Origin of the sequence: Brumimicrobium mesophilum (genome assembly GCF_003025005.1) — a bacterium.
In the GTDB taxonomy this organism is placed as follows: domain Bacteria; phylum Bacteroidota; class Bacteroidia; order Flavobacteriales_D; family Crocinitomicaceae; genus Brumimicrobium; species Brumimicrobium mesophilum.
In genome coordinates this window covers 164,988-190,750 of the sequence record NZ_PVSS01000010.1, presented here as the reverse complement: position 1 = coordinate 190,750, position 25,763 = coordinate 164,988, and the positions used below count along the sequence as shown (strand labels likewise).

Here is a 25,763-nt window from a genome sequence, read left to right as displayed (position 1 = left end):
GATTGTGAATGAACGAGATGAATCAATTACGAAATAATCAATTACGAACGGCTTTAGCCCTCAGCGCAGCTAATTACGAATGAAACAATTACGAATTTGTTGAACTACATTAACTTTCTCAAAGTAATTAATAGGCCAAAAGGGATAAGGCGATTTATGCCTTTAGTTTTTAACCTTTCTTTACTTTCACTTGCTTTAAAGAAAAGTCTTTAGTAAGTTTATAGCGAACATTAAACACTATACCTATGAAAAACTCAGTAAATTTTGTTCCGCAATTATTAGGAACACACACACACACACACACAGCGATTTAATCGAAAATTTAATTGGTACTATCAATCAGTGGATTCCTGCGCCTCCTAACGAACTTAGAACAAGTTATTCTTTGTATATTCAGGATCAAAACTCAACAGCGAAAATTGATGCGGAGTCTCTAAGTGATGGTATTAATATTTACCCAAATCCTACTACAAATAAATTAACCATAGATTACAATCTATCTAAAAATACAGATGTGCATTTTAAGATTTTAGATGCAACAGGGAGGAAAATTGCCAGTCATAAACTAGGGAGTCAATCAGCTGGAATTCAATCGGTTACTGTTGGGGTGTCTCATTTAGCAAATGGTATGTATATCTGTAATTTAAATATAGGGAGTAATATATTATCAAGGAAAATTAAAAAAAAATAGCACTTATGAATATTAAAATATTTCTTGGTTTTACTATGTTATGTTCAATATTGGCTTGTCATAAAGACAAGCCAATCCCTTGTGTAAATAATGACCCTGATTGTTACTCGTTTGAGCAGTCTGATTCTCCAATGACCCCTTTCTATTCAAGGGATGGCAAGCAGTATATGGCTCCTTTTTTTAATCCCAATAATTCCGATGAATTTGTTTATCATTTTCGAGACAATGATTTGAAAGTATTTCAATTGGTAAAGTACAATTTGCAGACTATGGAGAAAACAATTCTGCAGGAAGGTGATAAAATAGCGAAACAACCCAAATGGAGTCGTAAAGGGTGGATTGCTTATACCCGTTTGAAAGGCTATGTTGAACATATCATTGTTGTGAAGGACAATGGTGATAGCCTGAGGCAATTTTCTTCGGATTTAGCTAATTTAGACCCTGAATGGGATTTAGATAGTGAAAATTTATATTGGACCCACTCTCCTTTTTTAGGTGAAATTTATTACTTATTCAAGAAATCTATTTTCGGTGGAGAAACAGATACTATTTTAAAAAACGATGAGTCATTTTTTGGATTTACTGATTATAAAAGTATTTCAAATAATAATTTACTTGTTTCAAAAACCATATTTAATAATGGAAATAATTTGGCTATATTAAACCTGAGCGCTTCTCAATTTTCTTTTTCTGAATTAATGGATTTAAATAACCCTGACTTTGCTGGTATAACAGGTACCTCTTGGAGTACCAATAACAGCGATATTTACATGTCCTTTTATGTTAAGGGTCTCTATAAAATGAATTCTTCATCCGGAACAAAGAAACTTTTAATTCCTTTTTGTCATAGCAAAAGATATGAAACTATCTCAACCTCGGCAGATGGTAAATATTTAATCGGAGAAAGAATAGATAGCCGTCAAAAATTGGATGGACAAAAAAAAACAACGGGAGAAATCGTTGAAAAATCATCCATCTATTTAATAGATTTACAAACATTGGAAGAAACGAAGATAGACTTAACACCATGAAAATAAATACGCTCATAATGTACACTTTAATTTTGGCCACCACTTTTTTTAATTCTACCCGGATAAATGCGCAAAACAAAAAGGAAGAGCTGTCTTTTGAATTTGGATATGGAAAACATGATTATTCAATGGGTAATATAAATCAGTTCTTTGTTGATTCTTTTGCTTCACAGACAAATCCAATACTTCTTGATAAGAATATCGAAAAGGGAGAACAATTTAGTCTTTCACTTAATTATAGACCTTTTAAATATTTTGATGTTGGTTTATTTTCAATGTATCAATTTAGTAAGCAAAATTCCTCTTCTACATTTTTAGAAACAGATGACTTTGGAAATGCAATTGCAAAGCATGAAAGAAATTACGAATTAAAAACAATGGCTATATCATTTGGTCTTAATTCAACATTATTTATAAGCTCTTTGTTGAATTTTGAACAAAAAGAGACTGATTTCTTAAAAAACCTAAGCTTAGGAATAGGAGTTAGTGGTGGAATAGGATTGTCAAGAGTGGTATCTGATTTGAGGATGAAATCATTCCCAACCTCATCTTCCTATAGCTTTTTCGAAAGTACAGCCTTTCAAGGTCAGACTTTCATTGATGTTGGTTATTACTTTTTAAACAACAACTTGTTTTCATCTGTTGGTGTGAAATTGGGTTATCAATATTTCGTGACAAAAACAGTACAAGATAGATTAGATAATGGATGGATTGTCCAAGGAGAGAATCCGATAAACCTTGATTTTTCAGGCTTGTATGTAGGGACATATTTAATGATAGGAAAATAAAATAACAACAAATTATGAAACTAATCAAGACTTTACTTTTAATACTATCAGTAGTTTTTAGTCTAACCGGCTTTGCACAAGGGTCTGTTTCTATCGAAATATCACCTGATAACCCAACTGTATTGGATAATATTTATTTGAAAACTGACATTTATTTTAATAAGTCAGGATATTATGTAACTGATAATATTACTTGGCAAGGTTCAAATATGGTGGCTCATTTATATTATAACAGTGGAGGATTAAGTTCGCCTACATTTTTAGAAGATTCTATTTCTATTGGCATGCTACAAGAAGGGACTTATTCGATTATTGCTAAACTGATGGTTAATAGCTCTCCTTCAGGAGATAATGATCTTCAAAATTTTAGTTTTCGAGATGCGGATACCATCACTTTTAGAGTTGAAGAAACTTTAGGAATAGTAAATGAAGGTATGGACTTAAACTTAATTAACCTCTACATAAATCCAACGAATAACCTTATCAATTTCACCTTAAATGATAAAACGAACAGTTTAAATCTTGAAATTTTAGATGTATCTGGAAAGATTATAAAAACAGTGCAATATTCCAATCAAAATTTTGGAGAGTTCAAGAATTCGATAGATATTTCTGAGTTAAAAAATGGAATTTATTTCTGTAGATTTTCAAATGGAAAAAATCAAATTACACGTAAGCTTATTAAAAAGTAGAGATCAATTAATTACGAACGGCTTTAGCCCTCAGCGCAGCTAATTACGAATTTGTTGAACTACATTAACTTTCTCAAAGCAATTAAAAATAGGGCTACCGCGAGTCTTTGACTAGTGGTCCAATTTTTAAATAATTCGTAATTCCCTCTAATTCGTAATTATTTTCCTTTTACAAACTCCTCCCATTCTTCAAACTTCTCTTCCTCCATCACTTTCTCCAATTTAACCTGTCCACCTTTCTTTTTGTTGGCTCCAGACCATTCATGGAAAACTGCAGTAGGAACGATTTTTACTTTCAAGCCTTTTAAAGCTTTTCCTCTGGCCACTCTAAAGTTTTTATTTCTTTCCTGAAGGAATTCGTCAATAGAATTGGCCGCTTTTTCACTGTCTAAATTGTCTTCTGTTCCGATATACCAAAAATGATAAAATTCACCATCTTCTCCTCGTTTTGCGCAAATATTGTATTCTGTGATTTTAGTTGAGAATTCATTTTCTAAATGCTGAATTGCATCGTCAAGTTTATTTACGGATAACTGAGAACCAACAACATTCAAGAAGAATTTTGTTCTTCCGGTGATTTTTATTTCAGCTCTTTCAACATTTGTAAATTCAATGGTATCACCAATTTCATATCTCCAAGCACCACTAACAGTAGACATAATTAGCACATATTCTTGTCCCAATTGTACATCTTTCAAACCAATTGAAGGCGCATCAGGAATTAATGATCCGTCATGTTGAATATAATCTGCTTCAAATGGTACAAATTCAAAATAAATTCCATTGTCTACTAATAATTGCATTGCATCTGTTTCAGGTCGGGTTTGAGAAGCGATAAATCCTTCAGAAGCAAAATAAGTGTCAATTACTGTAATCGGATGTCCCAACAATGCATTAAAACTTTTTTCATAAGTTCCGAAAGCGACTCCTCCAGAAGTATAGACTTCAAAGTTTGGCCATATTTCGTGAATGTTGTTCAGATTATTGTGCTCGATTACCTTTTTAATCATCAATTCAATCCAAGTTGGAATTCCGCTTATTGCACCAATATCCCAGGTATGTGCATTTTCTGCAATCGCTTGAACTCTTTCTTCCCAATTATCTATTTTTGAAATATCTTCTCCAGGCTTGTAATATCCTTTGAACCAAAACGGAATATTGCTTGTACTGATTCCACTGATTTCACCTTCTAGGAAATTATTGTTCTCCCTTAAGTTGGTCGAGCTTCCTAGCATCATAATGTCTTTTTCAAATAATTCTGCTTCCAAGTCAAAGTTGCTTAAAGCTGTAATTTGTCTTATTCCAGCTTGTTTAATAGCATCAATCATTTCATCGGTGATTGGAATTCGTTTGCTGGTTTTTCCAGTTGTTCCAGAACTTAAGGCAAAAAATCTTGGGATTCCGGGCCAAGTCACGTTTATTTCTCCTTCATGGTAACGGTGCCACCACTCATCATTGATTTTGTTATAATCGAAATAAGGGATTTTTGAAGAAAAAGCTTCCTTAATATTATCCGCATTTAAGATTTCTTGAAAAGAAAAATGTCTTCCAAATGCTGTGTTCTGTGCTTGTGATAATAAGTCCTTTAGCACTTCTTCTTGTGCTTTTACAGGATCAACTTCGCTAGTGACATAGTCTTTAAAATCGATAAGTCCTTTTATGATATTTCCAAAAAATGGCATATTATTTTTGTTTTAATGATTGAAAAAAAACCTAATACAACAATCTGAAACTGATTTTCTGTGTTAAGAAAAATATGTTGGAGTGTAGCAATTATAAGGTTTTCGAAGTTAAAGAAATTTCAATTCTCAAATGATTTTTTTTGTTTAAAAATTCATAAAATTTAGTTGAGAATGCTGAATGCAAAATAATAGTCAGGTTAAAATCTGGGAAATCTTTAAATTCAAATTGTCCACCTTTTCTATTAAGATTTTTTTCTTTATGAACCCTTTTTTTTAGCTGCTTAACATTCTTTAACACCGTTCAGACTGAGCTTGGCGTAACAATGAACATCTTTGTAGGTCAGAATAAAAAATTATGGAAGAAAACAAACCATCTTCAGTTACACCTGCTGATTCAATCCGACAATTAACGGAAAAAATACAAAACGAATCTCCGCTTATTGATATGATTAATAAGGAATTGTCAAGTGTGATTGTTGGTCAAGATAGAATGTTAGTACGTTTGTTGATTGCACTTTTAGCTGATGGACACATTTTGCTAGAAGGAGTACCAGGTTTGGCTAAAACTTTAGCAATTAATACGCTGGCAGATGTTGTTGGTGGTGAATTTAGCCGTATTCAATTTACACCAGATTTATTGCCTGCCGATGTTACAGGCACGCAAATTTACAACCAAAGAACACAAGAGTTTTCAGTTATAAAAGGACCAATTTTCGCTAATTTTATTTTAGCGGATGAGATCAATAGGGCACCAGCTAAGGTTCAATCAGCTTTGTTAGAAGCTATGCAGGAAAGACAAATTACTATTGGTGACGAAACTTTCAAATTGCCAAAACCATTTTTAGTAATGGCAACACAGAATCCGATTGAACAGGAAGGAACTTATCCTTTACCCGAAGCACAAGTAGATAGATTTATGTTGAAAGTGCGCTTAGAATATCCAAATCCAGAAGAAGAAATGCAAATTTTGCGCAGTAATGTGAGGAAAGAAGGATTAAATAAGGCTAAAGCTGTTGTAAGTCCGAATGATATTGTGCGCTTGAGAGATTTAGTGAGAGAAGTTTATTTAGATGAAAAAATCGAAAAATACATAATTGATATTGTTTTCGCTACAAGGGATCCAGAGAAATTTGATCTAACCAATTTGACTCCCTTAATTTCTTTCGGAGCTTCCCCAAGAGCAAGTATTAATCTTGCTTTAGCAGGAAAAGCAAACGCATTCTTACAAGGGCGCGCTTATGTGATTCCAGAAGATATTCGAAGTATCGCTGTAGATGTAATTCAACATAGGTTGGGATTGACTTATGAAGCGGAGGCAGAAGGAGTTGATGCTAAGGCAATCGTAGAAAAAGTATTGGCTAGAGTAGAAGTTCCATAACGTATCACGATATAAATGGAAACGAAAGAACTACTGAAAAAAGTAAGAGAGATTGAACTCAAAACGCGTGGACTCACCAAACAGGTGTTTTCAGGAGAATACCATTCTGCGTTTAAGGGGAGAGGTATGACTTTTTCAGAAGTTAAGAATTATCAATATGGTGATGATGTTAGGAATATTGATTGGAATGTCACTGCGCGATTCAATGAGCCTTTTGTAAAAGTTTTTGAGGAAGAAAGGGAACTTTCCGTTTTTATGGTTTTGGACATATCAGGATCAAATAACTTCGGAACGCGTTCTAAATCAAAAAAGGAACTAATGCTTGAAGTTGCTGCAGTTTTGGCTTTTTCAGCAATAGCAAATAATGATAAAGTGGGAGCAATTTTCGTTTCTGATGAGGTTGAGAAGTTTATTCCACCAGGTAAAGGGCGTTCTCATGCTTTAATGATTTTGAGAGAACTTATTTTATTTGAACCTAAAAGTAAAGGTACGCACCTGAATGAAGGTTTACGTTTCTTTAGAAATGTGGTTAAAAAAAGAAGTATATGTTTCGTTATCAGCGATTTTTATGATGAAAACGATTTCTTCGAAGGTTTGAAAATAGCCAATAGCAAGCACGATATGGTGGCTTTGCGTATATTTGACCCAGCGGAGAAAGAAATTCCAAATTTAGGATTGATTAAAATGTTTGACGCAGAAAAAAATGAAGTCGAATGGGTTAATACAGGTTCTAAACAACTAAGAAGTAAATACAAAAAGCAATTCCTCGATAATGAGGAAAATTTGAATGTTCAATTTAGAAAATCAGGAGTTGATTATGCTACACTTTCCACCGAAGGAAAATATTTAGCAGAATTGAATAAACTCTTTATGACAAGAAGTAGATGATGAAATGGTTATTACATATTTTATGTGTGCTAAGCGTTTCATTTTCGTTTGGTCAAAAATTGAACATTAATTTGGACAAAGAAGAAGTCCAAATTGGTGAACCTTTTAAGTTAACGCTTTCTGTAATTAGCGATAAAAAGTTCGACAGTTTAGTCTACATTCCAAAAGAAGAAGTTTTCTCAGGTAAAAATTCTGTGAATTCAAATTCTGATGAAATAAGTGAAGATTATGGTTTAGAAATCACGAAAGCATTTAAGGATACTACTTATAAGGAAGGAAAAGAATTTATTTGGAAAGGTAGTTATGAATTAATTGCTTGGGACAGCGCTTATGTTGTTATTCCGCCAGAAATGATTTTAATACAAGACAGTTTGTATCTTTTTCCAGCGGGCTTAATTAGTGTAATGAGTCCACCAGCAAATCCAACACAACCAATTTATGATATCAACGAAAATTTCACTGATTTACCAGATAAAAGCGCAATAGAAAAATTTATCAGCCAATATTGGCCATGGGTTGTAATTGGTTTAATCTTGTTCATTGGAATTGGTATTTATTTATTCAAAAGATCCCGAAAAGAAGAGATTCCTTTAACTTTAAGAGAAAGTACCTTACTTCAAATAGATGAATTAGAAAGGAGCAAAGCGTACGAAATTGATTTGAAAGAATATTATTTTGATTTGTCCATGATTCTGAGAAGATTTTTCGCAGCTCATTATCAAATCCGAATTTTAGATAAAACTACCCTTGAAATTGAATCAATTTTGGAAGAAAATGGATTAGATGATGAAATGATTTTATTGACAAGGCAGTTATTGGTGCAGTCTGATTTGGTAAAATTCGCAAAATCTGTTCCTGGAATAAAGGAAATTCAAGATGTGACAAACGACGCCAGAAGGGTTGTAAACGAAATAGCAGATATAGATTTTAATAATGAATAGCTTGAATTTGCTACATATCGAATTTTTAGAATATCAATTCTATGCACCACACTTTTTGTGGTTGTTGCTATTGGTTCCTATATTGCTATTTCTTAGGTTTAGAAAATTAGAAAGAAGTCAAGGAGTTTTTAAATTTTCACAACCCTTGAGTCAATTAAAGTCGATTGCTTACTCACCAATAAAATGGTTGATTTTATTGATTTATTTCCTTATTGGAGGAGGTTTGTCTTTATTGATTATTGCAATGGCACTTCCGGTATCACCTTATTCCAGTGAAAACGAACAACAATATGATGATGGGATTGATATCATAATTTCAATGGACGTTTCCATGAGTATGATGGCTACCGATTTTTTACCCAATAGATTAGAAGCAGCCAAGGAGGTTGCTAAGGAATTTATAGATGGAAGAACTTCAGATAGAATTGGCTTTGTCGTTTTTGAAGGTGAAGCATATACTGCTTGTCCGCCTACTCGAAATTATGAATATCTCAAACAAACTATAGATGAAATTAAATCTGGAGATATAGATCCAGGAACTGCCATTGGAACCGGTTTGGGTACTGCCGTGGCAAGATTAAGAAGCGATAGTTTGACTTCGAAAGTTGTTATATTATTAACGGATGGTGATTCTAATCGAGGTGAAATCACACCAATGTCTGCCGCTGAATTAGCCAAAAATAAAGGCATCACGTTGTACACTATAGGTGTGGGGAAAAAAGGGATTGTTAAAATGCCAGTGAATACTCCTTTTGGTCAGATTCTTACAGAAACGCAAGTAAATATCGATGAAGACTTATTAGAAGAAATGGCAAAATCAACAGGCGGTGAATATTTCAGAGCGATGGATAAAAATTCTTTGAGATCTATTTACAAAACTATTGATGATATGGAGACCCAGAAAATGGTGAATAACAATATTCAAAGAGAGCCTCCATATAGCCCAAAATATTTTTTACTCATTGGTTTGACCTTCCTGTTTTCAGGATTCATCACTGAACAATTGTTACTTAAAAAGAATGCCTAGAAGAAAAACATATACATATCGATTGAAGTCCTTTATGGGGCTTGTAATAGGGTTTGAATTGTTTTTCTGGATCGTTATTTGGCAACTTATGCGAATAATCGGTGTTTTTGAGCATAGTTCAGTAGGGGAAAGGTTAACTTATCTTACTCCTGAATATGCTTGGTTATTCTTGTCGCTTTCTATTCTTATCCCTGTATTTTTCATTCAACTCCACAATCGTAACAAGTTAGTCGAACGACTTGGAAACGTAAAGACGATTCAAACCTTTATGCGTCCTGTTGCTACACGCAGAGTATTTTGGAGATATTTTTTCATTAGAAATGCCTTTGTTTTCATCATTTTCGCTTTAATGCAGCCAGTTTTAGGTACCAGAGATATGAAAGGACAGTCTTCTGGAGTAGAACTAATTTTTGCTTTGGATATTTCAAACTCGATGAATACCAGGGATATTAAAGGAGGAGAAACACGTTTGGAGGTCGCCAAACGCGCAATGAATCAATTAGTGAATCAATCTTCTGCATCTCGTATTGGTTTGATGGTTTTTGCAGGAAATGCATATCCACAACTACCTTTAACTGCTGATAAAAAGGCTGCCAAAATGTATATTGATGAACTAAATACAAACTTTATATCTAATCAGGGAACAAATATTTCTGCGGCTTTAAAAGAATCTAGTAAATTTTTCTCCAAGGAAAAGATTAGGAAAGTATTGGTTTTGATTACAGACGGTGAGGATCATGAAGGAGGAATGGAAAGTGCTTACACTGCGATCAATGATAAAAATATTGAAGTATTAATTCTTGGAATTGGTGCAGAAGAAGGTGGGATAGTTCCCCGAAGCGACGCGCCAAATGATGTTTCTTTGAAAGACGACTTAGGTCGGTCTGTTATTTCAAAAGTGAATACAGAAATGCTTGATAATATTGGAAATAGGTTAGATTCTAAGGTGATTGTCTCCAATGAATCTTTTCCAAATGTTTCAGAATTTTTAACTCAACTTAACAAGAGTTCCGGCGATAACACCGTAAATTTGAGTTTCAGAGTAAAAGAAAATAGATATCAGTGGCCATTGTCTTTGGCTATTCTATCCATACTTATTTTATTTATAAAGGAGTCACGTCCAGATAAAAAAGAGAAATTATGATGCGCAGTGTTTTTTTATTAGCGTTAACATTCACCCTGACAAGTTCGGTAATAGGGCAGTCATGGGAAGATTCTTTGCGTTTAGGAAAAAAATATTACCAAGAAAAGCAATTTGACAAGGCATATAGGTCGCTACTTGAAGCTCAAAAGTTAGCTCCAAGCGATGTTGATTTATCTCAAGATATTGGAAATGCTGCTTATAGAAACAATGATTTTGATATGGCAGAAAAGGCTTTTCGAGCAGCTGCAATAAAAAATGATGATCAATCCGAAAATGCTAAAAATTGGCATAATGTAGGAAATAGTCAAATGAAAGCTAAGAATTATCAGGACGCTGTGGAAAGCTACAAGCAATCTTTAAGAAATAATCCTGGAGACGAAAAAACACGTTATAATTTGGCTGAGGCACAACGACGTTTAAAAGTACAAAAGAAACAACAAAGTCAAGAAAATAAGAATCAAAATCAGAACCAAGACGCTGATAAGAATGAACAAGATCAGCAAAATCAATCTCAGGATCAAAATCAAAACAACAAGGAAGATCAAAATCAAAATAATAAACCAAATCAAGCAGGAGGGGATGCAAATAAAAATGCCAATGAAAAACCTCAATCAAAATTGTCTGATCAAAAAACGGATAGAATGCTTGAAGAGCTATTGAAGCAAGAAATGAAAACGAAAAAGAAGGTTCAGGGAATTGAATCTGGTAAAAATAATGAACAAGTAAAATCAGGGAAGAAATGGTAAGATTGTTATTCTTACATATTATTTTGTGGCTTTCGGCTGGCTTGGCATTCGGACAAAATCCTTTTGTTGAATTGGAAGTCAATCCTAAAACTATTGAGAGAGGTCAATCGATATCAATAACCATCAAATCCAATGTTGATGGCCGAGTGGATATGAATTTACCTGACGAATTTATTCAATCTGGGGCGGTTCAAAATGGAATGTCATCTTCAATTGTACTGATTGATGGTAAGCAGAGAAATGTAAGATATAATTATCAGTCATTCACAGGTTACTTTGAAGCAGATGGGGATTACATAATTGGTCCAGTTCTTATTGAAACGAAGAATGGCACAATTGAGTCAGAATCTCATAAGGTAAAAGTGATTAAGCGTCAAAATATGATTAGCGAAGATCCAAGTAAAAATATGAATCAGATAATATTTGGAATTATAGAGCAATCTAAAAAAGAGCTTTACGAAGGTGAACCTTTACTTTTAGAGGGTAAAGTTTATTCTCAAGTAGAGGTTCTACAAGTAGAAGGTTTTAATTCGTTTAATTTTGATGGACCATCTGACAATCATCATTTAACGAACCCTAATCAGGTTAGCAGTTCTTATGCTGTCATTAATGGAAAAAATATTCAAACCTTTAGAATTGGAAAGACAGTGCTCTTTCCTGAAAAAATTGGAAACTATGATATAAATCCTTTCCAAACGATAATTCTATATAATGATCCTAGATCACAATATCCTTCGAGAGCGAAAATTGTATCCAATGAAACTAAGGTTAAAATTAAACCATTGCCTTCAGGGACACCCAAATTTTTTATTGGTGCTGTTGGGAATTTTAGTGTTTCTGCGAGTTTATCAAACTCAAATTTGGAGCAAGGAAAAGTAGTAGAATTAAGAGTAAAGGTGAGTGGACATGGAAATCTTCACAATATTGAAAAACCAAAAATTTATTTACCAAATGGCTTGTCATTTTATGGTGACCCAGAAGTAACCGATTCAGTGAATTTTTCTGCAAGAGGTTCAGAAGGAAGTAAATCTTTCACTTACTTCATCCAAGTGAATACATCAGGTAATATTCAAATCAACCCTATTAAAATCGCTTACTTTAATCCTATGACGGAGAAATATGAAACATCTCAATGTAAGATAGGAATGCTGAAGGTTAAATCGAATGGTGAGGAGATTCAAGAAATTCCTGTGGTGAAAAAACCAGAGGTAAGAACTCCAACTATGCAACCTTATATTACAGAAAGAATAGGGATTGATCATTCATCAAATCCATTATTTAGGGGTTGGCAAGGTGCCGCCTTGTTTTTCTCTCCAATAATGTTGGGATTCGTCCTGGGGTTTGCAGTTCGCATTAAAAAACAAAATCAAGTAAAGGCAACAGACAAGAAAATGCAGGTGCAACACAGAATTGTTGCTTTAGCAGGAATTAATAAGTTACGAGAAGAAAATGCCAATATTGATAAACTGGAAGAACTCAGCCGAATATTAATAGACTTTTTAGCCAGTGAATTTAAGGTCGCCAAAGGTGAGATATCCAGGTCTTTTTTAAAGTCTAAGTCAGCGAATGAAATTTCAGAACAAGATTATGAAAAACTGATTTATATATTTAAAGAAATCGACTCGATGAAATACGGTGGAAGCATTCTGAGCTCAGATGTTTCACATTTAAAAGATGAGGTTGAACGTATAATAAAGACTTTTGAAGAATGAAAAATATTGTTTTAATATTCATCCTGCTATTTTCTTGGTGTTCCTACGTGAGTAGTGCAGATTCAACTTTCCAAATTGGAATTGAAGACATTATGCAAGAAGATTACAAGAAAGCGCAAAATGATTTTTTAAAGTCTACAGAAAAACAACCATCTTTTTCTTCTTATTATAATTTAGGTGTTGCATCCGGTAGTTTAAATGATTGGAACAAAGCCAAGTGGGCATTTGAAGCGTCTTTGAAGTATAAACCTTTAAATGGTGATGCTCAATATAACGCAAAGTTTGCTACTCAAAAGTTAAGTAGAAACATAACTTGGACGCATCCTTATCCTTGGTTAGAACGAATAATGTTGGGTTTTGGAACAACTACATGGATCATTGCGGTCAGTATCTCTTCGATTTTTTTAGGACTTCTAATCTTTAATAGTTTATCCAAAGGAAAATCAAATTTAAAAAAATGGTGTATTAGATTGATTATTCCTGCAATCCTTATATTCTCAGTTGCATTTTATGGAATTTATTCTACGAATAAACACTATAACGTGGAACGCTATGCAATTTTGAAAAATTCCGACACTAAATTTCATATTTCACCAAATGGAGTTCAAATTAGAGATGAAATTAGTTCTGGTAATCGCTTTGAAATAGTAAAATACTTTAAAGACAGTGTTTGGGTTCAAGTAAAAACCGTTGAACATAATCTTTTGTGGGTTAAAAGTGAGGGACTTTATACTTATTGATTTCGGTTTATAGATTTCACTAAATTTAAAACTTTACTTGCTCAAATATCCAAATTTCAAATTTATTGATTGAAATTACTTGTTCAGAATTGAGCTTTGTTGATGCCTTCCTAACAATCAATTATTTTTTATTGATTAATATTTAAAAATATAAGTAATTTTTCAAACTTTTAGATATTAGTGTTTATAATCTAATTTACCAGTATTTAAATACGAAACCATTGTTATCACTGGGATTTAAAACTCGAAAATACCAATCATTTCTCCAATTTTTATAGCTTAATAAATCTGTTAACATTGATTTAATATACCTTTAATTTTCGCTTTACAGGAAAAGTATTTTTCATTCGCACCTTTGTTGAAAATAAATAAAGAACGAAAAAATGAAAATGAGAAAGTTAAGAGTAAGCGGTTTATTAGTTGTCGCAACATTAACGTTAGCAACTACTTCTTGTAAAAAAGAAGGTTGTACAGATGAAACTGCAATCAATTACAGTGAAGACGCAAAGAAAGATGATGGGTCTTGTAATTATGAAGATATTGTTGGTGATGGATCAACTGTAGTTGTTTCTCAAAACATTACTACAAACACAACTTGGACAAATGAAAAAGTTTATGTTTTAAATACAAGAGTTACTGTAACTACAGGTGCAACTTTAACAATTGAGCCTGGAACAATCATAAAAGGTGAAGTTGGAACTGGGCCAAACGCAACTGCATTAATTATCGCTAGAGGTGGTAAAATAATGGCAGAAGGAACAGCAACTTCTCCAATTATCTTTACAACTATCGCAGATGAAATTCAACCAGGACAAATAGATAGCCCAAATATGAGTGCTGATTTAGATGGTCTTTGGGGAGGTTTAATCGTTTTAGGTAACGCACCAATTTCTGCTGATAACCCATCTGTTCAAATTGAAGGTATTCCACCATCAGATCAGAATGGTTTGTATGGAGGTTCAGATGCTACAGATAATTCAGGTGTATTGAAATATATTTCAATTCGTCATGGTGGAGCGAATATCGGAGAAGGTAACGAAATCAATGGTTTGACATTGGGTGGTGTAGGTACTGGAACTGTTATTGAGAACATTGAAGTTGTTTCAAATCAAGATGATGGTGTTGAATGGTTCGGTGGAACAGTTAACGTAAAAAACGTAATTGTATGGAATGCAGGAGATGATGCATTAGATACAGATCAAGCTTGGAGTGGAACTTTAGATAACTTCATTGTAATTGCTGGAGAAAGCACAGATCACGCACTAGAAATAGACGGACCTGAAGGAGCATTTTTGGATGCACACACATTGAAAAATGGTTCAATTAAAGGAGCTGCAAATACTGAAATCGCTGATTTTAGAGATGGAGCAAGAGCAAGTTTAGAAAACATTTACATGTTTGGATTCCCTGATCCTGCAACAGATGGAAGAGGTGACTTTTCATTAAGTGGTCAAGCTTCAATCGATAACTTTGCAAATGGAGTTTTGAACTTCTCGAATTTAGAAGTGACTTCTCCAACAGGAGTAGCATTGTCAGATATCTTTAAAGGAGGAACAGACGTTCATGCTACAGAAGTGTCACAAGGTGGAAACACAGTAGGAGCAAATGTATCACCATTTATGGGATGGACATTCTCTGATGTAAGAGGACAATTAACAGATTTCTAAAACAAACAATAAACAAGGACTATCCTGAGTGTATTTCACACTCGGGATAGTTTTTTTTGATTACATTTTTTAAATTTTTTTTTATGAGAGTGCATTTTATTTATATCACATTACTGTTTATCAGTTTAACCTCCGTTTCTTTTTCTCAAAACGGCTTCATCAATGGAGTAATAGGTGATGAAACTTCTGGTGAAAAACTTCCAGGAGTTAGAGTAATGGTGAAAGATCATAAAATTGGTGCTTATTCAGATTTGGATGGGGCATTTTCTATTTCAGTTGGTTCTGGAACTTACGATCTACAAGTAACATATATGGGATATGATACTTTATCTATCGAAAGTGTTACCGTTAAATCGAATGAAACAATTAACCTAGAATTACTCAATGTTAGAGCGCAAGTTAGCGATTTTGAAGAAGTAGTAGTTTCTGCAAAAAGAAAAACAAATACTGAAAACGCAATACTTTCATTAAAACAAAAATCATCTAAAATGATTGATGGAATGTCTTCTGCTAAATTTAAGAAAACAGGAGATTCAGATGCCGGTGCTGCAATGAAAAGAATTCCTGGTGTTTCTTTAAGTGATGGGAAATACATTTACATTCGTGGAATTGGAGACAGGTACAGCAAAACTCTTCTAAGTGGATTAGAAGTTCCTGGATTAGATCCTGACAGAAATACTGTTCAAATGGATATTTTTCCTACTAAGATGATAGACAATATTGTTGTTTATAAAGCAGCTTCAGCGGATTTGCCTGCAGATTTCGCTGGTGGAATAGTTGATATGTCATTAAATAGTGCGGCAACAGAGAAAACAAGAAGCATTTCAATGAGCACTTCTTATAATCCAAACTTTCATTTAAAAGATAATTATTTAACCTACGAGAAAAGTGGTGCAGATGTTTTGGCTTTTGGTAAAAACTCACGTGAGATTCCAGCTGAGAACAATATACCATTTTTCGCACAAACGATTGCTGATCCAAATGGTCCTGAAGCGAAAAGATATCAAGAAATTTTAGGTTCTTTTGATCCACAATTGGCTGCAATGCAAGCGAATTCTTTGATGGATATTGGACTTGATGCAAATGTAGGTGAATCATTTAAAAAGAAAGGATATACAATTGGATATAACTTAAATGTTTCTTATAAAAATCAAACAAAATTCTTTGAAGACGCTGTTTATTCTAGATATGGTCTTGCCAGTGACAGGGATAAAAATCAGTTAGAAGTAAGAGAATTACAAGAAGGTAGTTACGGTGAGAATGAAGTTTTATTGAGTGGAATGTTGGGCTTAACATTAAGCACTGCTAAATCAAGCTATAACTTTAATTTATTACATCTTCAAAATGGAACTTCAACTGCTGGTGTGTTTGATTATCAAAATACAGATCAAGGAGCAGTTTTTTCAGGATTTCAACATAATTTAGAATATGCTGAACGTGCTTTAACAACTGCAATCATTTCAGGTAATCACAGATTTGCTAATGATGATTGGAAATTATCATGGGCGTCCTCTACTTCTCTTTCTTCAATTGATAATCCAGATATGCGTTTTACTCGTTATGAAGTGCGTAATGATGGAAGTTATAACATCGGAACAGAATCTGGTTTCCCAGAAAGAATCTGGAGAGAATTGAATGAAATAAATACTTCTGCTAAAGCCGACTTAGAAAAGAAAACTAAAGTTTTTGGAAATGATGGATTATTTAAAGTTGGTGCAATTCAATCTTTTAAAAGAAGAGACTTTAATATTCGTTCATTCCAAATTAATGTTAGAAATGTTGAGTTAACGGGAAATCCTAATGAATTGTTTGCTGAAGAAAATTTATGGCCTTATAACGGTGATGTTTCTAAAGGGACAACTTTTGAAGCTCCTTTTATGCCAATTAACCCAAATAAATTTGAATCTTCTGTTTTTTCTTCTGGGGCTTATGCAATGGCTGAACTTTCTCCAGTAGAACGTTTAAAAGTAATTGTTGGATTAAGAACAGAATATTACTCTCAAAGATATACAGGAAGAGATCAACTAGGTGCCAATGTTTTAAACAATGATGTTGTTTTAGAAGAACTTGGATTTTTTCCTTCGATGAATATTGTATATGCCGTTGCTGAAAATCAAAATATTAGAATGTCATACGGTAGAACAACTGCTAGACCTTCATTTAAGGAGTTGTCTTATTCAGAAATTTTAGACCCTATTACTGGAAGAACTTTCGTTGGAGGGCTTTTTAGAGATGCAAATGATGTATTGGGTGTTGAATACTGGGATGGTAACCTTGTGAGTACATCTATTCATAACTTCGATTTAAGATGGGAGATTTTTCACGGAAGAGGTCAAACTTTCTCAATCAGTGGATTCTATAAAATGTTTAATAACCCAATTGAGGTAGTACAGTTTGCAACTCAAACAGGTGCATTCCAACCAAGAAATGTTGGAGATGGTACGGTTCTAGGATTGGAATTTGAAGGAAGACAGTCGCTAGAGTTTATTTCAAAGAAGTTAAGCAAATTCAGTTTAGCGATGAATGTTACTTTAACACAATCTCAAATTGAATTAAGTGCAACGGAATATGAATCTAGAGTGAACAATGCAAGAACAGGTCAAGAAATTGATGAATACAGAGATATGGCTGGTCAAGCACCATGGATAATTAACGGAGGAATCGAATACGTTGGAGAAAAAGGGTTCGGTAAAAACCTAAACGTTGGAATGTATTATAACGTTCAAGGTGAAACACTTTTATTCTCTGGAATTGCTGATCGTCCTGATATTTATTCAGTTCCTTTCCACAGTTTAAACATGAATGTTTCAAAACGCTTCGGGAAGAAGGATCAATTTAATGCAGGTATAATGTTGAAAAACATTGCCAATTCTAAAAAGGAAGCAGTATTTAAGTCTTACGAGGCAGATGATGAATATTTCTTTTCTCTTCGTCAAGGAACTACTGTTAGTTTGAAGATGAGTTGGAATTTTTAAGATTTATAAAATTTAAGTGAATCGATCAGAATATATCTTTTAATTTGAGAATAGTTGATTCCATTTTTTTACAAAATCCCTCCAGAAATGGAGGGATTTTTTTTTGGAAATGAATTTTATATCTTTAAAAACGCATCCTCTTTCCCTGATTTACGATTGCAAAATAGAAAACGTCCAAGCCGGTTTGGAGGAAAACAACCAAATTCCTATCTCAAAACAACCAAATCGAAGCCTTTAACCCTACGCCCCGACTTTAAGCGAAAAGCTTGCTGAACTTGTTTGCCAATTCCACAGCGATAAAAAGCGACAAAAGAAGCTATTTTAGCGGTGATCGGAATTGTGCAAAACAAGAAAGCAACTTGCAGATGGAGACGGAAATAGGCGCCCAAAGCAAAATCCCTTTAATATTTTTCAGTGCAGAATAAGAAGATTCATTTTTTGTACTCATGAAAACCCTTTACTATGTTTACAAATCGTTCCTAGTTCCACAGGAAATTGTCAGAATCATTTCTAATCTTGTATTTTAACTTTAAATTACTAAAACAATGCTTTCATTTTCTTGATAAATCTCCTAAATTTCGTTTGCTTTGTTACTTATACAAACGATAATTGCGGATTATAATCAATCATTAATGAAAGGTTTTATATTAAAACTACCGCATAAAAAAACATCAAACAATGAAAATTATTTTAATATTAGGAGCAGGATTATCATCTTCCTCTTTAATACGTTACCTTCTTCAAAATGCAGAAACGGAACAATGGCATTTAAAAATTGTAGATCAAAACAAGGAAGCTATTGAGAAAAAAATCAACGGTTCTGAATATGCTACAGCGATGGTTTTTAACGCATTGGATCCGGCTGAAAGAAGGCCAGAAATAGAAAAAGCAGATATCGTAATCAGTATGTTGCCAGCACGTTTTCACGTGGATGTAGCGAATGACTGTATTCAAATGAAGAAAAATTTGATTACACCTTCTTATGTTTCTCCAGAGATGAAAGAATTAGATGAAAAAGCGAAAGATGCGGGTATCATCATCATGAATGAAATTGGAGTTGACCCTGGTATTGATCATATGAGCGCGATGCGTGTGATTGACGAAATTCGTGACGCGGGTGGGGAAATGAAAGTTTTTGAATCATTTACAGGAGGTTTAGTTGCACCAGAAAGTGACGATAATCCTTGGAATTATAAATTTACTTGGAATCCAAGAAACGTTGTTTTAGCGGGACAAGGTGGAGCTGCTCAATTTATTCAAGAAGGGCTATACAAATACATTCCTTATCATAAATTGTTTCGCCGAACAGAAATTATTGATGTTGAAGGATATGGTCGTTTTGAAGGTTATGCCAATAGAAATTCATTGATGTACCGTGAGATTTACGACTTGGAAGGAATTCCAACAATTTATCGGGGTACATTAAGAAGAGTTGGTTTTTCAAGGGCTTGGGATGTTTTTGTTCAGTTAGGAGCAACAGATGATTCTTACACTTTAGAAGGAAGTGAACACATGACGAATCGAGATTTTATTAATTCATTCTTGCCCTACAATCACAGTGATACTGTTGAATTAAAGTTGCGTCACTACATGAAAATTGATCTTGATGATTCACTTTGGGACAAATTGGTATGGCTAGGAATTTTTGAAAATGAAACAAAAATAGGATTGAAAAATGCTACTCCAGCTCAAATGTTACAACATATATTGGAGGCTAAATGGCAATTGAAACCGGAAGATAAGGACATGATTGTGATGTATCACAAATTTATCTATTTGTTGAACGATGAATTGAAAGAAATTACATCAGAAATGGTAAATATTGGTGAAGACCAAACTTTTACTTCTATGAGTAACACGGTTGGTTTACCATTAGGAATTTGCGTTAAGAAAATTTTGAACGAAGAAATTCAGTTGAAAGGGGTAATTATTCCAACTCACAAAGATGTTTATGATCCAATTTTAAAGGAGTTGGAAGAATACGGAATTGTGTTTAAAGAAAAACAAATTCATCCACCGCGATTGTATAATGAAGAAGAAACGTGGAAGTAAATCGAAGATTTACAGTATTGAGTCTTGAGTTTCGAGTTTTGAGTATTGGGTAGGGAGTTAGGATTCTCTACTCACTACTCCTTACTCATAACTGATCTTCAGGTCTATCCAAAATTTCACACCAACAATACCTAAGACATAAACAAATCCTGGGATTGGAATTAAAATAGATAATATAATTGCCAAAAGACTTCCTCCAGTTGCAATATAGAGCGCTTTTCTTCGAGAAAAAATCAAATTTTTCCAAGACTGCCTTTGATACAGTCCTGTTTTTATAAACATTGTATTATACTGCTGGTAGTTTCCTAAAAGTACCAACGGTAATAGGATGTATCCTTGTGGGATGGGGAGTCCGGCTTCTTCATAGCTTAAAAATTCTATAATTTGATATGGGAAGTCTATGCCAGGAACAATGTGATAAACCGCAAAATGTGAGATAATAATCACCAAAAACATGATTGCAGAATTAACGATTAATCGACCATATCGAGTTGAGAACGGAAAATTAATCTTTTGATTCTGGACGATTTTATTGACTTTGATATACATAAAAACTTCGGTTACTACTAGGTCAATAAAGTAGTATAGCAGGATAAAGTAAATTCCCCAGTCAAAAAACAACAAGCCTAAAATCGGGAGTATGGCCTCACCAATGGCGTTTGCTAATTTTAAGCGATTCATAGGAATCTGACTATTTATTTCGTAATTTTTCTGCTGCTTCTTTTACTGGGGCGTAATTGGGGTCAATTCTTAAAGCTTCTGCAAATGCTCTTCCGGCATCAGGAATTCTATTTTGAGAATAATATGTTTCACCTAGTTGATACCATGCTGGTAGATATTTTGGATGTATTTCCAAGGCTTTGTTGTAAAAGTAAGTTGCACTGTCGAGCTCTTCCTGATAATATTGCTTGATGAAGGCCTGATTGAAATAGGTGATATAAAAATCAGGTTCGATTTTTTCGATTTTTCTGTATTGTGCTAAAGCTGCTTCGTAATCGCCAAGATCTTGTAAACTTTTGGCTACTCCATAAATTGCATTTAAATTGTCCGGTTTTAGATTTACGGCATTCTCATAATACTCAAGCGCTAATTTGTGATTCTCAATAGAAGTCAATAACCAACCTGTGTTTAAATGTCCAATAAAGAATTCTGGATCAATTTGAAGTGCTGTTTGGTAACTCGAAAGGGCTAAATCATTTTTTTCTAATGTTTTATAAATTGACCCTTTCAAAACATAGCCATCACGGTAGCGTTCATCAATTTTTAAAGCGTCATTGATATATTTTATAGCCGTTTTAAAGTCTCCAGTTAAAGAAAAAGTATTGGCTAATTCTACCAATGTTTGAGGGTCTTTTGGTTGTAGAGAAAGTATGTATTGGTAATGACGTTTTGCTCTTTCAATGTCAGAAACCGGTGCTTTGGGCTTATTAATTAAAGTCCAAGCATAAAGTCGACGTGCTTCAATATTTGTTGAATCTATTCTAAAAGCTTTTGCTCCTGCGTTTAAGGCACAATCAAAATTAAGCTCGTCCTTACACAAATTACCTTGACGAATCCATAATTTGACGTTTTCAGGATTTTCATTTAAACTATCAGATATTTGGGTGAACACATCTTTTTCCTTTTTAACTTCTTCTTTAACAAAGAATTGATCGTCTTCTACTTTCTCTTCGGAAGTGCAAGAGAATAATATTCCGAATCCTAAAAGTGCAAATATAAATGTGTTTTTAACCATAATTTCTTTTATTAAATAGACAAAGATAAGTATTTCTTCATTCTTAAAGTTGAGTTTAATTACAGAAGCTTAAGTGAAAGCTACGTTTTACTCATTGATAATTTACTTTTTTCTTGCGCGCAGCATTTCTCGCTTTCCTGGAGGACCTGGAATCTTTTCAACCTCAAAACCTAAACTGATTAAGCTTCTGCGTACATCTCCTTTAGCACAATACGTAACAAAGACACCATTGGTTGATAAAGCGCCGTACATTTTTGACAAAACTTCATCTGTCCACATAAATGGCTGAGCCCGTGGTCCAAATGCATCGAAATATATGAGGTCGAAATGTTCTTTTTTTGGAATAAAATCTTCCATTTTTTGCTGAACTTTATTTAGAGAGAAAGAATCGATGATTTTATTCGGAACGTCCCATTCGGTGGAATGCATTTTATAGAATTCACTTTTAACATTCTCTATGCCTTCCAAGTCTTCATATTTCAATAAATCAACTTCTTCTTTAGTTACTGGAAAGGCTTCTAACCCAACGTAATTTACCTTCTTGTTCTCATTTTTTGCTGCGATTAAGGTAATAATTGCATTTAAACCTGTTCCAAAACCAATTTCTAAAACATTAACTTCATCTTTTCTGATTTCTTCCCATCCACTTTTTATAAAAACATGCATTGATTCTTGAAGTGCACCATGATTTGAGTGGTAATGTTCATAAATACCTGGAATATAGAGGGTTTTTGAGCCGTCTTTTGTTGTGATTATTTCTCTTTTCATGTTTTCTTCTTTTTATAAAATCAATATTCTATTCTTTCTTTATTAGAACTTGTTTATCGTAACTTTGTATGTGCAAAACTAATGATTGTTTTTTGTTATGAAACAATTAGTTTAAAGCACAATCGAGGCTCTAGGATAATAAAAGTTATACACTAATATAGAGTTTTACACAATCTTAAAAGATGAACAGATTAAAACCCAATTTGGAATTGGTTTTAAATATATTTGCAATATGGATAAGCAGGATAAAAAAGAGGGTAAAACAGTAATGAGTAGGAGCACACGTGGTAGCAAAACTCCTATGGATATAGGTAGAATACCACCACAGGCAACTGATTTAGAACAAGCTGTTTTGGGTGCGATGATGATTGATGGAACAGCCATGAATAACGTTATCGATATTTTGAGAACCAAAGATGCCTTCTATGATCCTAAGCATCAAGCTATTTTTGAAGCAATGACGGAATTGTATAATACAACAACTCCTATTGATCTTTTAACAGTTACCGAACAACTCCGTAAATTAGGAAGTTTAGAAGTTGCAGGAGGTGCTTATTATTTATCTACTTTAACGAATAAAGTTGCTTCTGCTGCCCATGTTGAACACCACGGTAGAATTATCATTGAGAAATACATTCAACGTGAAATAATTGGAATTTCAAGTGAGATACTAAAAGAAGCATACGACGAGACGAAGGACGTATTTAGTGTACTTTCAAAAGCGGAGGAAGATTTGTTTGCGATTGCTCAAAACAATATGAAAAAGAGCTATGACACCATGCAAACTGCCATGAAAGGCGCAATTGAAGAAATTGAAAGTGCTCGAGGTAATCAAGATGGTGTTTCTGGAATTCCAACAGGTTTAAAAGCACTTGATAAGTTGACTTCTGGTTGGCAACGTTCGGATATGATTGTAATTGCTGCCCGTCCTGCGATGGGGAAAACGGCATTCGTACTTTCTATGGCCAGAAACACAGCGGTAGATTATAACATGGGAGTTGCGTTTTTCTCGCTTGAGATGTCAAGTGTTCAGCTCGTTAAACGTTTGATCTCTTCAGAAGCGCAAATTGATGCTGAAAAATTGAGAAAAGGAAATATTGAAGATCATGAGTTTCAGATGATTCATACAAAGATTGCCCGTTTATCAAAAGCACCAATATACATTGATGATACGCCAGGAATTTCGATTTTCGAACTCCGTGCAAAATGTCGTCGAATGAAACAAAAGCACAATATTGAATTGGTGATTATTGACTACCTGCAATTAATGACCGCTGGAACAAATAAAGGTGGAGGAAACCGTGAGCAAGAGATTTCACAAATTTCTCGTTCCATTAAAGAGATTGCAAAAGAATTGAATATTCCTGTTATTGCATTGTCTCAGCTGAGTCGTTCGGTCGAACAACGTGGAGGAGATAAAAGACCAATTCTTTCTGACCTTCGTGAATCTGGAGCGATTGAGCAAGATGCCGATATCGTTTCCTTTATTTACCGTGCCGAATACTATGGGTTACTGGAAGACGAAAAAGGTCCTACACAAGGAATGGGAGATATTATTATTGCGAAACACAGAAATGGTTCCACAGATACTGTAAGATTGAAATTTATAGGGAAATACGCCAAATTTGCTAACGTAGAATCTTTCGGAATGGATGAAGAAGTTCCACAATTGAGTACAATGCCTGTTGGAAGTGATTTCGATACATCATCTGCTGGAAATCGAATGGTGATTTCAAGTAGAATGGACGACATTGATGATGATGAATTTGATGTTTCTCACAATGAAGATGATGAAGCACCGTTTTAATCAGTAGATTATTTATACATTGACCAAAACGAAATAGATATGCGATATATTTTTACGATTATAATCACACTTTTTTTTAGTGCACAATTATTTGCATCTTCGATTTTAGTGCCAATGGATAAAGCGCAAGCGAATCATTTGAAGGCTTACGGTATTGCTTATTTTGTGTTGGAGAATGGTGTAACTATGGAATGGCTGCTCAATTATAGAGGTGGTTCTTTTCTTTTGCCGCATCTTTCAGCGATCGAAAATGAATTGGTAATTCGTGGAGTGAGCTATGAAATTGTTGCCGATGGTCAAGTCAATAATATTAAACGAAATATTGCTTCTCCTGAAGTAAATCAAGAAGTGGTGCAGTTAGAAGTTGCTCCAAAAATTGCTGTTTACACACCTGGAGGGAAGCAACCTTGGGATGATGCCGTAACTTTAGTTATGGAATACGCCGAAATTCCTTATGATAAAGTTTATGATAGTACAGTAATTGCTGGCGGATTAAAAGAATATGATTGGTTGCATTTGCATCATGAAGATTTCACTGGTCAATATGGAAAATTTTATTCTGCCTATAGAAATGCACAGTGGTATAGGGAACAGGTGGCTACTTTAGAAGCTAGTGCTCAAAGTTTAGGGTTTTCCAAAGTTTCAGATATGAAATTGGCAGTTGCTGAAACAATCAAAAGTTACGTTTTCTCTGGTGGTTTTTTGTTTACCATGTGTAGTGGGACAGATAGTTTTGATATTGCCCTAGCTGCGCATGAAACCGATATCGCCGAACAAATGTTTGATGGTGATGGAGTAGATCCTAATTACAAATCAAAATTAGATTTTAATAAGACTTTGGCTTTTGAAAATTTTGAAATTATTGAAAATCCAATGGAATACGAATATTCTACGATTGATGGAACAAATAGGCACAGAAGAATTGGAGAAAAAGATGATATTTTTACGCTCTTCGAATTCTCTGCAAAATGGGATGTGGTTCCAACGATGTTGACTCAAAATCACACCACGATTCTTAAAAATTTCTACGGGCAAACAACCGATTTTGTGAAGGATTACATTAAATCTTCAGTAACAATTATGGGTGAATCCAAAGCGATTGAGACTGTAAAATATGTTCATGGAGAATTGGGATTAGGAACTTGGACTTTCTACGGAGGTCACGATCCAGAGGATTACCAGCACAGAGTAGGAGATCCACATACGGATTTGAGTTTACATCCTAACTCTCCAGGTTACCGTTTGATTTTAAATAATGTTCTTTTTCCAGCTGCGAAGAAGAAAAAACGTAAAACATAG

21 protein-coding genes are annotated in these 25,763 nt (G+C 34.0%); 17 read left to right on the top strand and 4 right to left on the bottom strand.

What is annotated here, in order from left to right; all coding sequences use genetic code 11:
- Positions 1 to 385: 385 nt before the first annotated feature.
- From C6368_RS17310 to C6368_RS11870, 4 genes are read left to right on the top strand one after another with little or no spacing between them, the layout of a single operon-like run.
- On the top strand, positions 386 to 691 hold the full coding sequence (locus C6368_RS17310; RefSeq protein WP_159038580.1) for a T9SS type A sorting domain-containing protein: 306 nt from the start codon (positions 386 to 388) through the stop codon (positions 689 to 691).
- A 5-nt stretch (positions 692 to 696) separates the two neighbouring features.
- Positions 697 to 1,722, top strand: coding sequence for a TolB-like translocation protein (locus tag C6368_RS11880; RefSeq protein ID WP_159038579.1), 1,026 nt, complete (start codon positions 697 to 699; stop codon positions 1,720 to 1,722).
- Between the two features lie 17 nt (positions 1,723 to 1,739).
- Positions 1,740 to 2,510, top strand: coding sequence for a hypothetical protein (locus C6368_RS11875; protein WP_234369132.1), 771 nt, complete (start codon positions 1,740 to 1,742; stop codon positions 2,508 to 2,510).
- Between the two features lie 14 nt (positions 2,511 to 2,524).
- Positions 2,525 to 3,202 carry a T9SS type A sorting domain-containing protein gene (locus C6368_RS11870; RefSeq protein WP_107039429.1) on the top strand — a complete coding sequence of 226 codons (678 nt, stop codon included), beginning with the start codon at positions 2,525 to 2,527 and terminating at the stop codon, positions 3,200 to 3,202.
- Between the two features lie 158 nt (positions 3,203 to 3,360).
- Here the strand turns inward: C6368_RS11870 and C6368_RS11865 are convergent, their stop codons facing one another.
- Positions 3,361 to 4,884: a GH3 family domain-containing protein gene (locus C6368_RS11865; RefSeq protein ID WP_107039428.1), complete on the bottom strand. Its 1,524-nt coding sequence runs from the start codon at positions 4,882 to 4,884 to the stop codon at positions 3,361 to 3,363.
- A gap of 355 nt (positions 4,885 to 5,239) precedes the next feature.
- Between C6368_RS11865 and C6368_RS11855 the strand changes: the two genes are divergently transcribed.
- The 11 genes from C6368_RS11855 (at position 5,240) to C6368_RS11800 (ending at position 20,154) form a co-directional block, all read left to right on the top strand.
- Positions 5,240 to 6,262 carry an AAA family ATPase gene (locus tag C6368_RS11855; RefSeq protein ID WP_107039426.1) on the top strand — a complete coding sequence of 341 codons (1,023 nt, stop codon included), beginning with the start codon at positions 5,240 to 5,242 and terminating at the stop codon, positions 6,260 to 6,262.
- Positions 6,263 to 6,277: 15 nt separating this feature from the next.
- Positions 6,278 to 7,150, top strand: coding sequence for a DUF58 domain-containing protein (locus C6368_RS11850; RefSeq protein ID WP_107039425.1), 873 nt, complete (start codon positions 6,278 to 6,280; stop codon positions 7,148 to 7,150).
- A complete protein-coding gene (locus C6368_RS11845) occupies positions 7,150 to 8,091 on the top strand; it encodes a hypothetical protein (RefSeq protein ID WP_159038578.1) in 942 nt (313 codons plus the stop codon). Before C6368_RS11850 ends, C6368_RS11845 begins: the two co-directional genes overlap by 1 nt.
- A complete protein-coding gene (locus C6368_RS11840) occupies positions 8,084 to 9,118 on the top strand; it encodes a VWA domain-containing protein (protein WP_107039423.1) in 1,035 nt (344 codons plus the stop codon). The genes C6368_RS11845 and C6368_RS11840 overlap by 8 nt, the downstream gene beginning before the upstream one ends.
- Entirely contained in the window at positions 9,111 to 10,262 is a 1,152-nt protein-coding gene (locus tag C6368_RS11835; RefSeq protein ID WP_107039422.1) for a VWA domain-containing protein, read from the top strand. The genes C6368_RS11840 and C6368_RS11835 overlap by 8 nt, the downstream gene beginning before the upstream one ends.
- Positions 10,259 to 11,008: a tetratricopeptide repeat protein gene (locus tag C6368_RS11830; RefSeq protein WP_107039421.1), complete on the top strand. Its 750-nt coding sequence runs from the start codon at positions 10,259 to 10,261 to the stop codon at positions 11,006 to 11,008. Before C6368_RS11835 ends, C6368_RS11830 begins: the two co-directional genes overlap by 4 nt.
- Entirely contained in the window at positions 11,002 to 12,720 is a 1,719-nt protein-coding gene (locus C6368_RS11825) for a BatD family protein (RefSeq protein WP_107039420.1), read from the top strand. Before C6368_RS11830 ends, C6368_RS11825 begins: the two co-directional genes overlap by 7 nt.
- The gene (locus tag C6368_RS11820) at positions 12,717 to 13,460 is read left to right on the top strand and encodes a tetratricopeptide repeat protein (protein ID WP_107039419.1); all 744 of its coding nucleotides are present in this window, start codon (positions 12,717 to 12,719) and stop codon (positions 13,458 to 13,460) included. The genes C6368_RS11825 and C6368_RS11820 overlap by 4 nt, the downstream gene beginning before the upstream one ends.
- A gap of 389 nt (positions 13,461 to 13,849) precedes the next feature.
- Positions 13,850 to 15,127, top strand: a complete 1,278-nt coding sequence (locus C6368_RS11815) for a hypothetical protein (protein ID WP_107039436.1) — start codon at positions 13,850 to 13,852, stop codon at positions 15,125 to 15,127.
- A gap of 83 nt (positions 15,128 to 15,210) precedes the next feature.
- Positions 15,211 to 18,102 carry a TonB-dependent receptor gene (locus tag C6368_RS11810; RefSeq protein WP_107039418.1) on the top strand — a complete coding sequence of 964 codons (2,892 nt, stop codon included), beginning with the start codon at positions 15,211 to 15,213 and terminating at the stop codon, positions 18,100 to 18,102.
- A gap of 678 nt (positions 18,103 to 18,780) precedes the next feature.
- Positions 18,781 to 20,154, top strand: a complete 1,374-nt coding sequence (locus C6368_RS11800) for a saccharopine dehydrogenase family protein (RefSeq protein WP_107039416.1) — start codon at positions 18,781 to 18,783, stop codon at positions 20,152 to 20,154.
- Between the two features lie 81 nt (positions 20,155 to 20,235).
- Here the strand turns inward: C6368_RS11800 and C6368_RS11795 are convergent, their stop codons facing one another.
- From C6368_RS11795 to mnmD, 3 genes are all read right to left on the bottom strand, one after another.
- Positions 20,236 to 20,835 carry a hypothetical protein gene (locus tag C6368_RS11795; protein WP_107039415.1) on the bottom strand — a complete coding sequence of 200 codons (600 nt, stop codon included), beginning with the start codon at positions 20,833 to 20,835 and terminating at the stop codon, positions 20,236 to 20,238.
- Positions 20,836 to 20,845: 10 nt separating this feature from the next.
- Positions 20,846 to 21,889, bottom strand: coding sequence for a tetratricopeptide repeat protein (locus C6368_RS11790; RefSeq protein ID WP_107039414.1), 1,044 nt, complete (start codon positions 21,887 to 21,889; stop codon positions 20,846 to 20,848).
- A 102-nt stretch (positions 21,890 to 21,991) separates the two neighbouring features.
- Complete coding sequence (gene mnmD / locus C6368_RS11785) at positions 21,992 to 22,657, bottom strand: tRNA (5-methylaminomethyl-2-thiouridine)(34)-methyltransferase MnmD (RefSeq protein WP_107039413.1); 666 nt, start codon at positions 22,655 to 22,657, stop codon at positions 21,992 to 21,994.
- A 232-nt stretch (positions 22,658 to 22,889) separates the two neighbouring features.
- On the opposite strand from mnmD, the gene dnaB reads away from it, so the two are divergent.
- Complete coding sequence (gene dnaB, locus C6368_RS11780; protein WP_107039412.1) at positions 22,890 to 24,464, top strand: replicative DNA helicase; 1,575 nt, start codon at positions 22,890 to 22,892, stop codon at positions 24,462 to 24,464.
- Between the two features lie 39 nt (positions 24,465 to 24,503).
- Complete coding sequence (locus C6368_RS11775) at positions 24,504 to 25,763, top strand: asparagine synthetase B (RefSeq protein ID WP_107039411.1); 1,260 nt, start codon at positions 24,504 to 24,506, stop codon at positions 25,761 to 25,763.

What these genes read in the sequence shown, in the direction of transcription:
- C6368_RS11880 (WP_159038579.1), top strand. Translation starts at nt 697, where the DNA reads ATGAATATTAAAATATTTCTTGGTTTTACTATGTTATGTTCAATATTG.
- C6368_RS11875 (WP_234369132.1), top strand. Translation starts at nt 1,740, where the DNA reads ATGTACACTTTAATTTTGGCCACCACTTTTTTTAATTCTACCCGGATA.
- C6368_RS11870 (WP_107039429.1), top strand. Translation starts at nt 2,525, where the DNA reads ATGAAACTAATCAAGACTTTACTTTTAATACTATCAGTAGTTTTTAGT.
- C6368_RS11865 (WP_107039428.1), bottom strand. Translation starts at nt 4,884, where the DNA reads ATGCCATTTTTTGGAAATATCATAAAAGGACTTATCGATTTTAAAGAC.
- C6368_RS11855 (WP_107039426.1), top strand. Translation starts at nt 5,240, where the DNA reads ATGGAAGAAAACAAACCATCTTCAGTTACACCTGCTGATTCAATCCGA.
- C6368_RS11850 (WP_107039425.1), top strand. Translation starts at nt 6,278, where the DNA reads ATGGAAACGAAAGAACTACTGAAAAAAGTAAGAGAGATTGAACTCAAA.
- C6368_RS11845 (WP_159038578.1), top strand. Translation starts at nt 7,150, where the DNA reads ATGAAATGGTTATTACATATTTTATGTGTGCTAAGCGTTTCATTTTCG.
- C6368_RS11840 (WP_107039423.1), top strand. Translation starts at nt 8,084, where the DNA reads ATGAATAGCTTGAATTTGCTACATATCGAATTTTTAGAATATCAATTC.
- C6368_RS11835 (WP_107039422.1), top strand. Translation starts at nt 9,111, where the DNA reads ATGCCTAGAAGAAAAACATATACATATCGATTGAAGTCCTTTATGGGG.
- C6368_RS11830 (WP_107039421.1), top strand. Translation starts at nt 10,259, where the DNA reads ATGATGCGCAGTGTTTTTTTATTAGCGTTAACATTCACCCTGACAAGT.
- C6368_RS11825 (WP_107039420.1), top strand. Translation starts at nt 11,002, where the DNA reads ATGGTAAGATTGTTATTCTTACATATTATTTTGTGGCTTTCGGCTGGC.
- C6368_RS11820 (WP_107039419.1), top strand. Translation starts at nt 12,717, where the DNA reads ATGAAAAATATTGTTTTAATATTCATCCTGCTATTTTCTTGGTGTTCC.
- C6368_RS11815 (WP_107039436.1), top strand. Translation starts at nt 13,850, where the DNA reads ATGAGAAAGTTAAGAGTAAGCGGTTTATTAGTTGTCGCAACATTAACG.
- C6368_RS11810 (WP_107039418.1), top strand. Translation starts at nt 15,211, where the DNA reads ATGAGAGTGCATTTTATTTATATCACATTACTGTTTATCAGTTTAACC.
- C6368_RS11800 (WP_107039416.1), top strand. Translation starts at nt 18,781, where the DNA reads ATGAAAATTATTTTAATATTAGGAGCAGGATTATCATCTTCCTCTTTA.
- C6368_RS11795 (WP_107039415.1), bottom strand. Translation starts at nt 20,835, where the DNA reads ATGAATCGCTTAAAATTAGCAAACGCCATTGGTGAGGCCATACTCCCG.
- C6368_RS11790 (WP_107039414.1), bottom strand. Translation starts at nt 21,889, where the DNA reads ATGGTTAAAAACACATTTATATTTGCACTTTTAGGATTCGGAATATTA.
- mnmD (WP_107039413.1), bottom strand. Translation starts at nt 22,657, where the DNA reads ATGAAAAGAGAAATAATCACAACAAAAGACGGCTCAAAAACCCTCTAT.
- dnaB (WP_107039412.1), top strand. Translation starts at nt 22,890, where the DNA reads ATGGATAAGCAGGATAAAAAAGAGGGTAAAACAGTAATGAGTAGGAGC.
- C6368_RS11775 (WP_107039411.1), top strand. Translation starts at nt 24,504, where the DNA reads ATGCGATATATTTTTACGATTATAATCACACTTTTTTTTAGTGCACAA.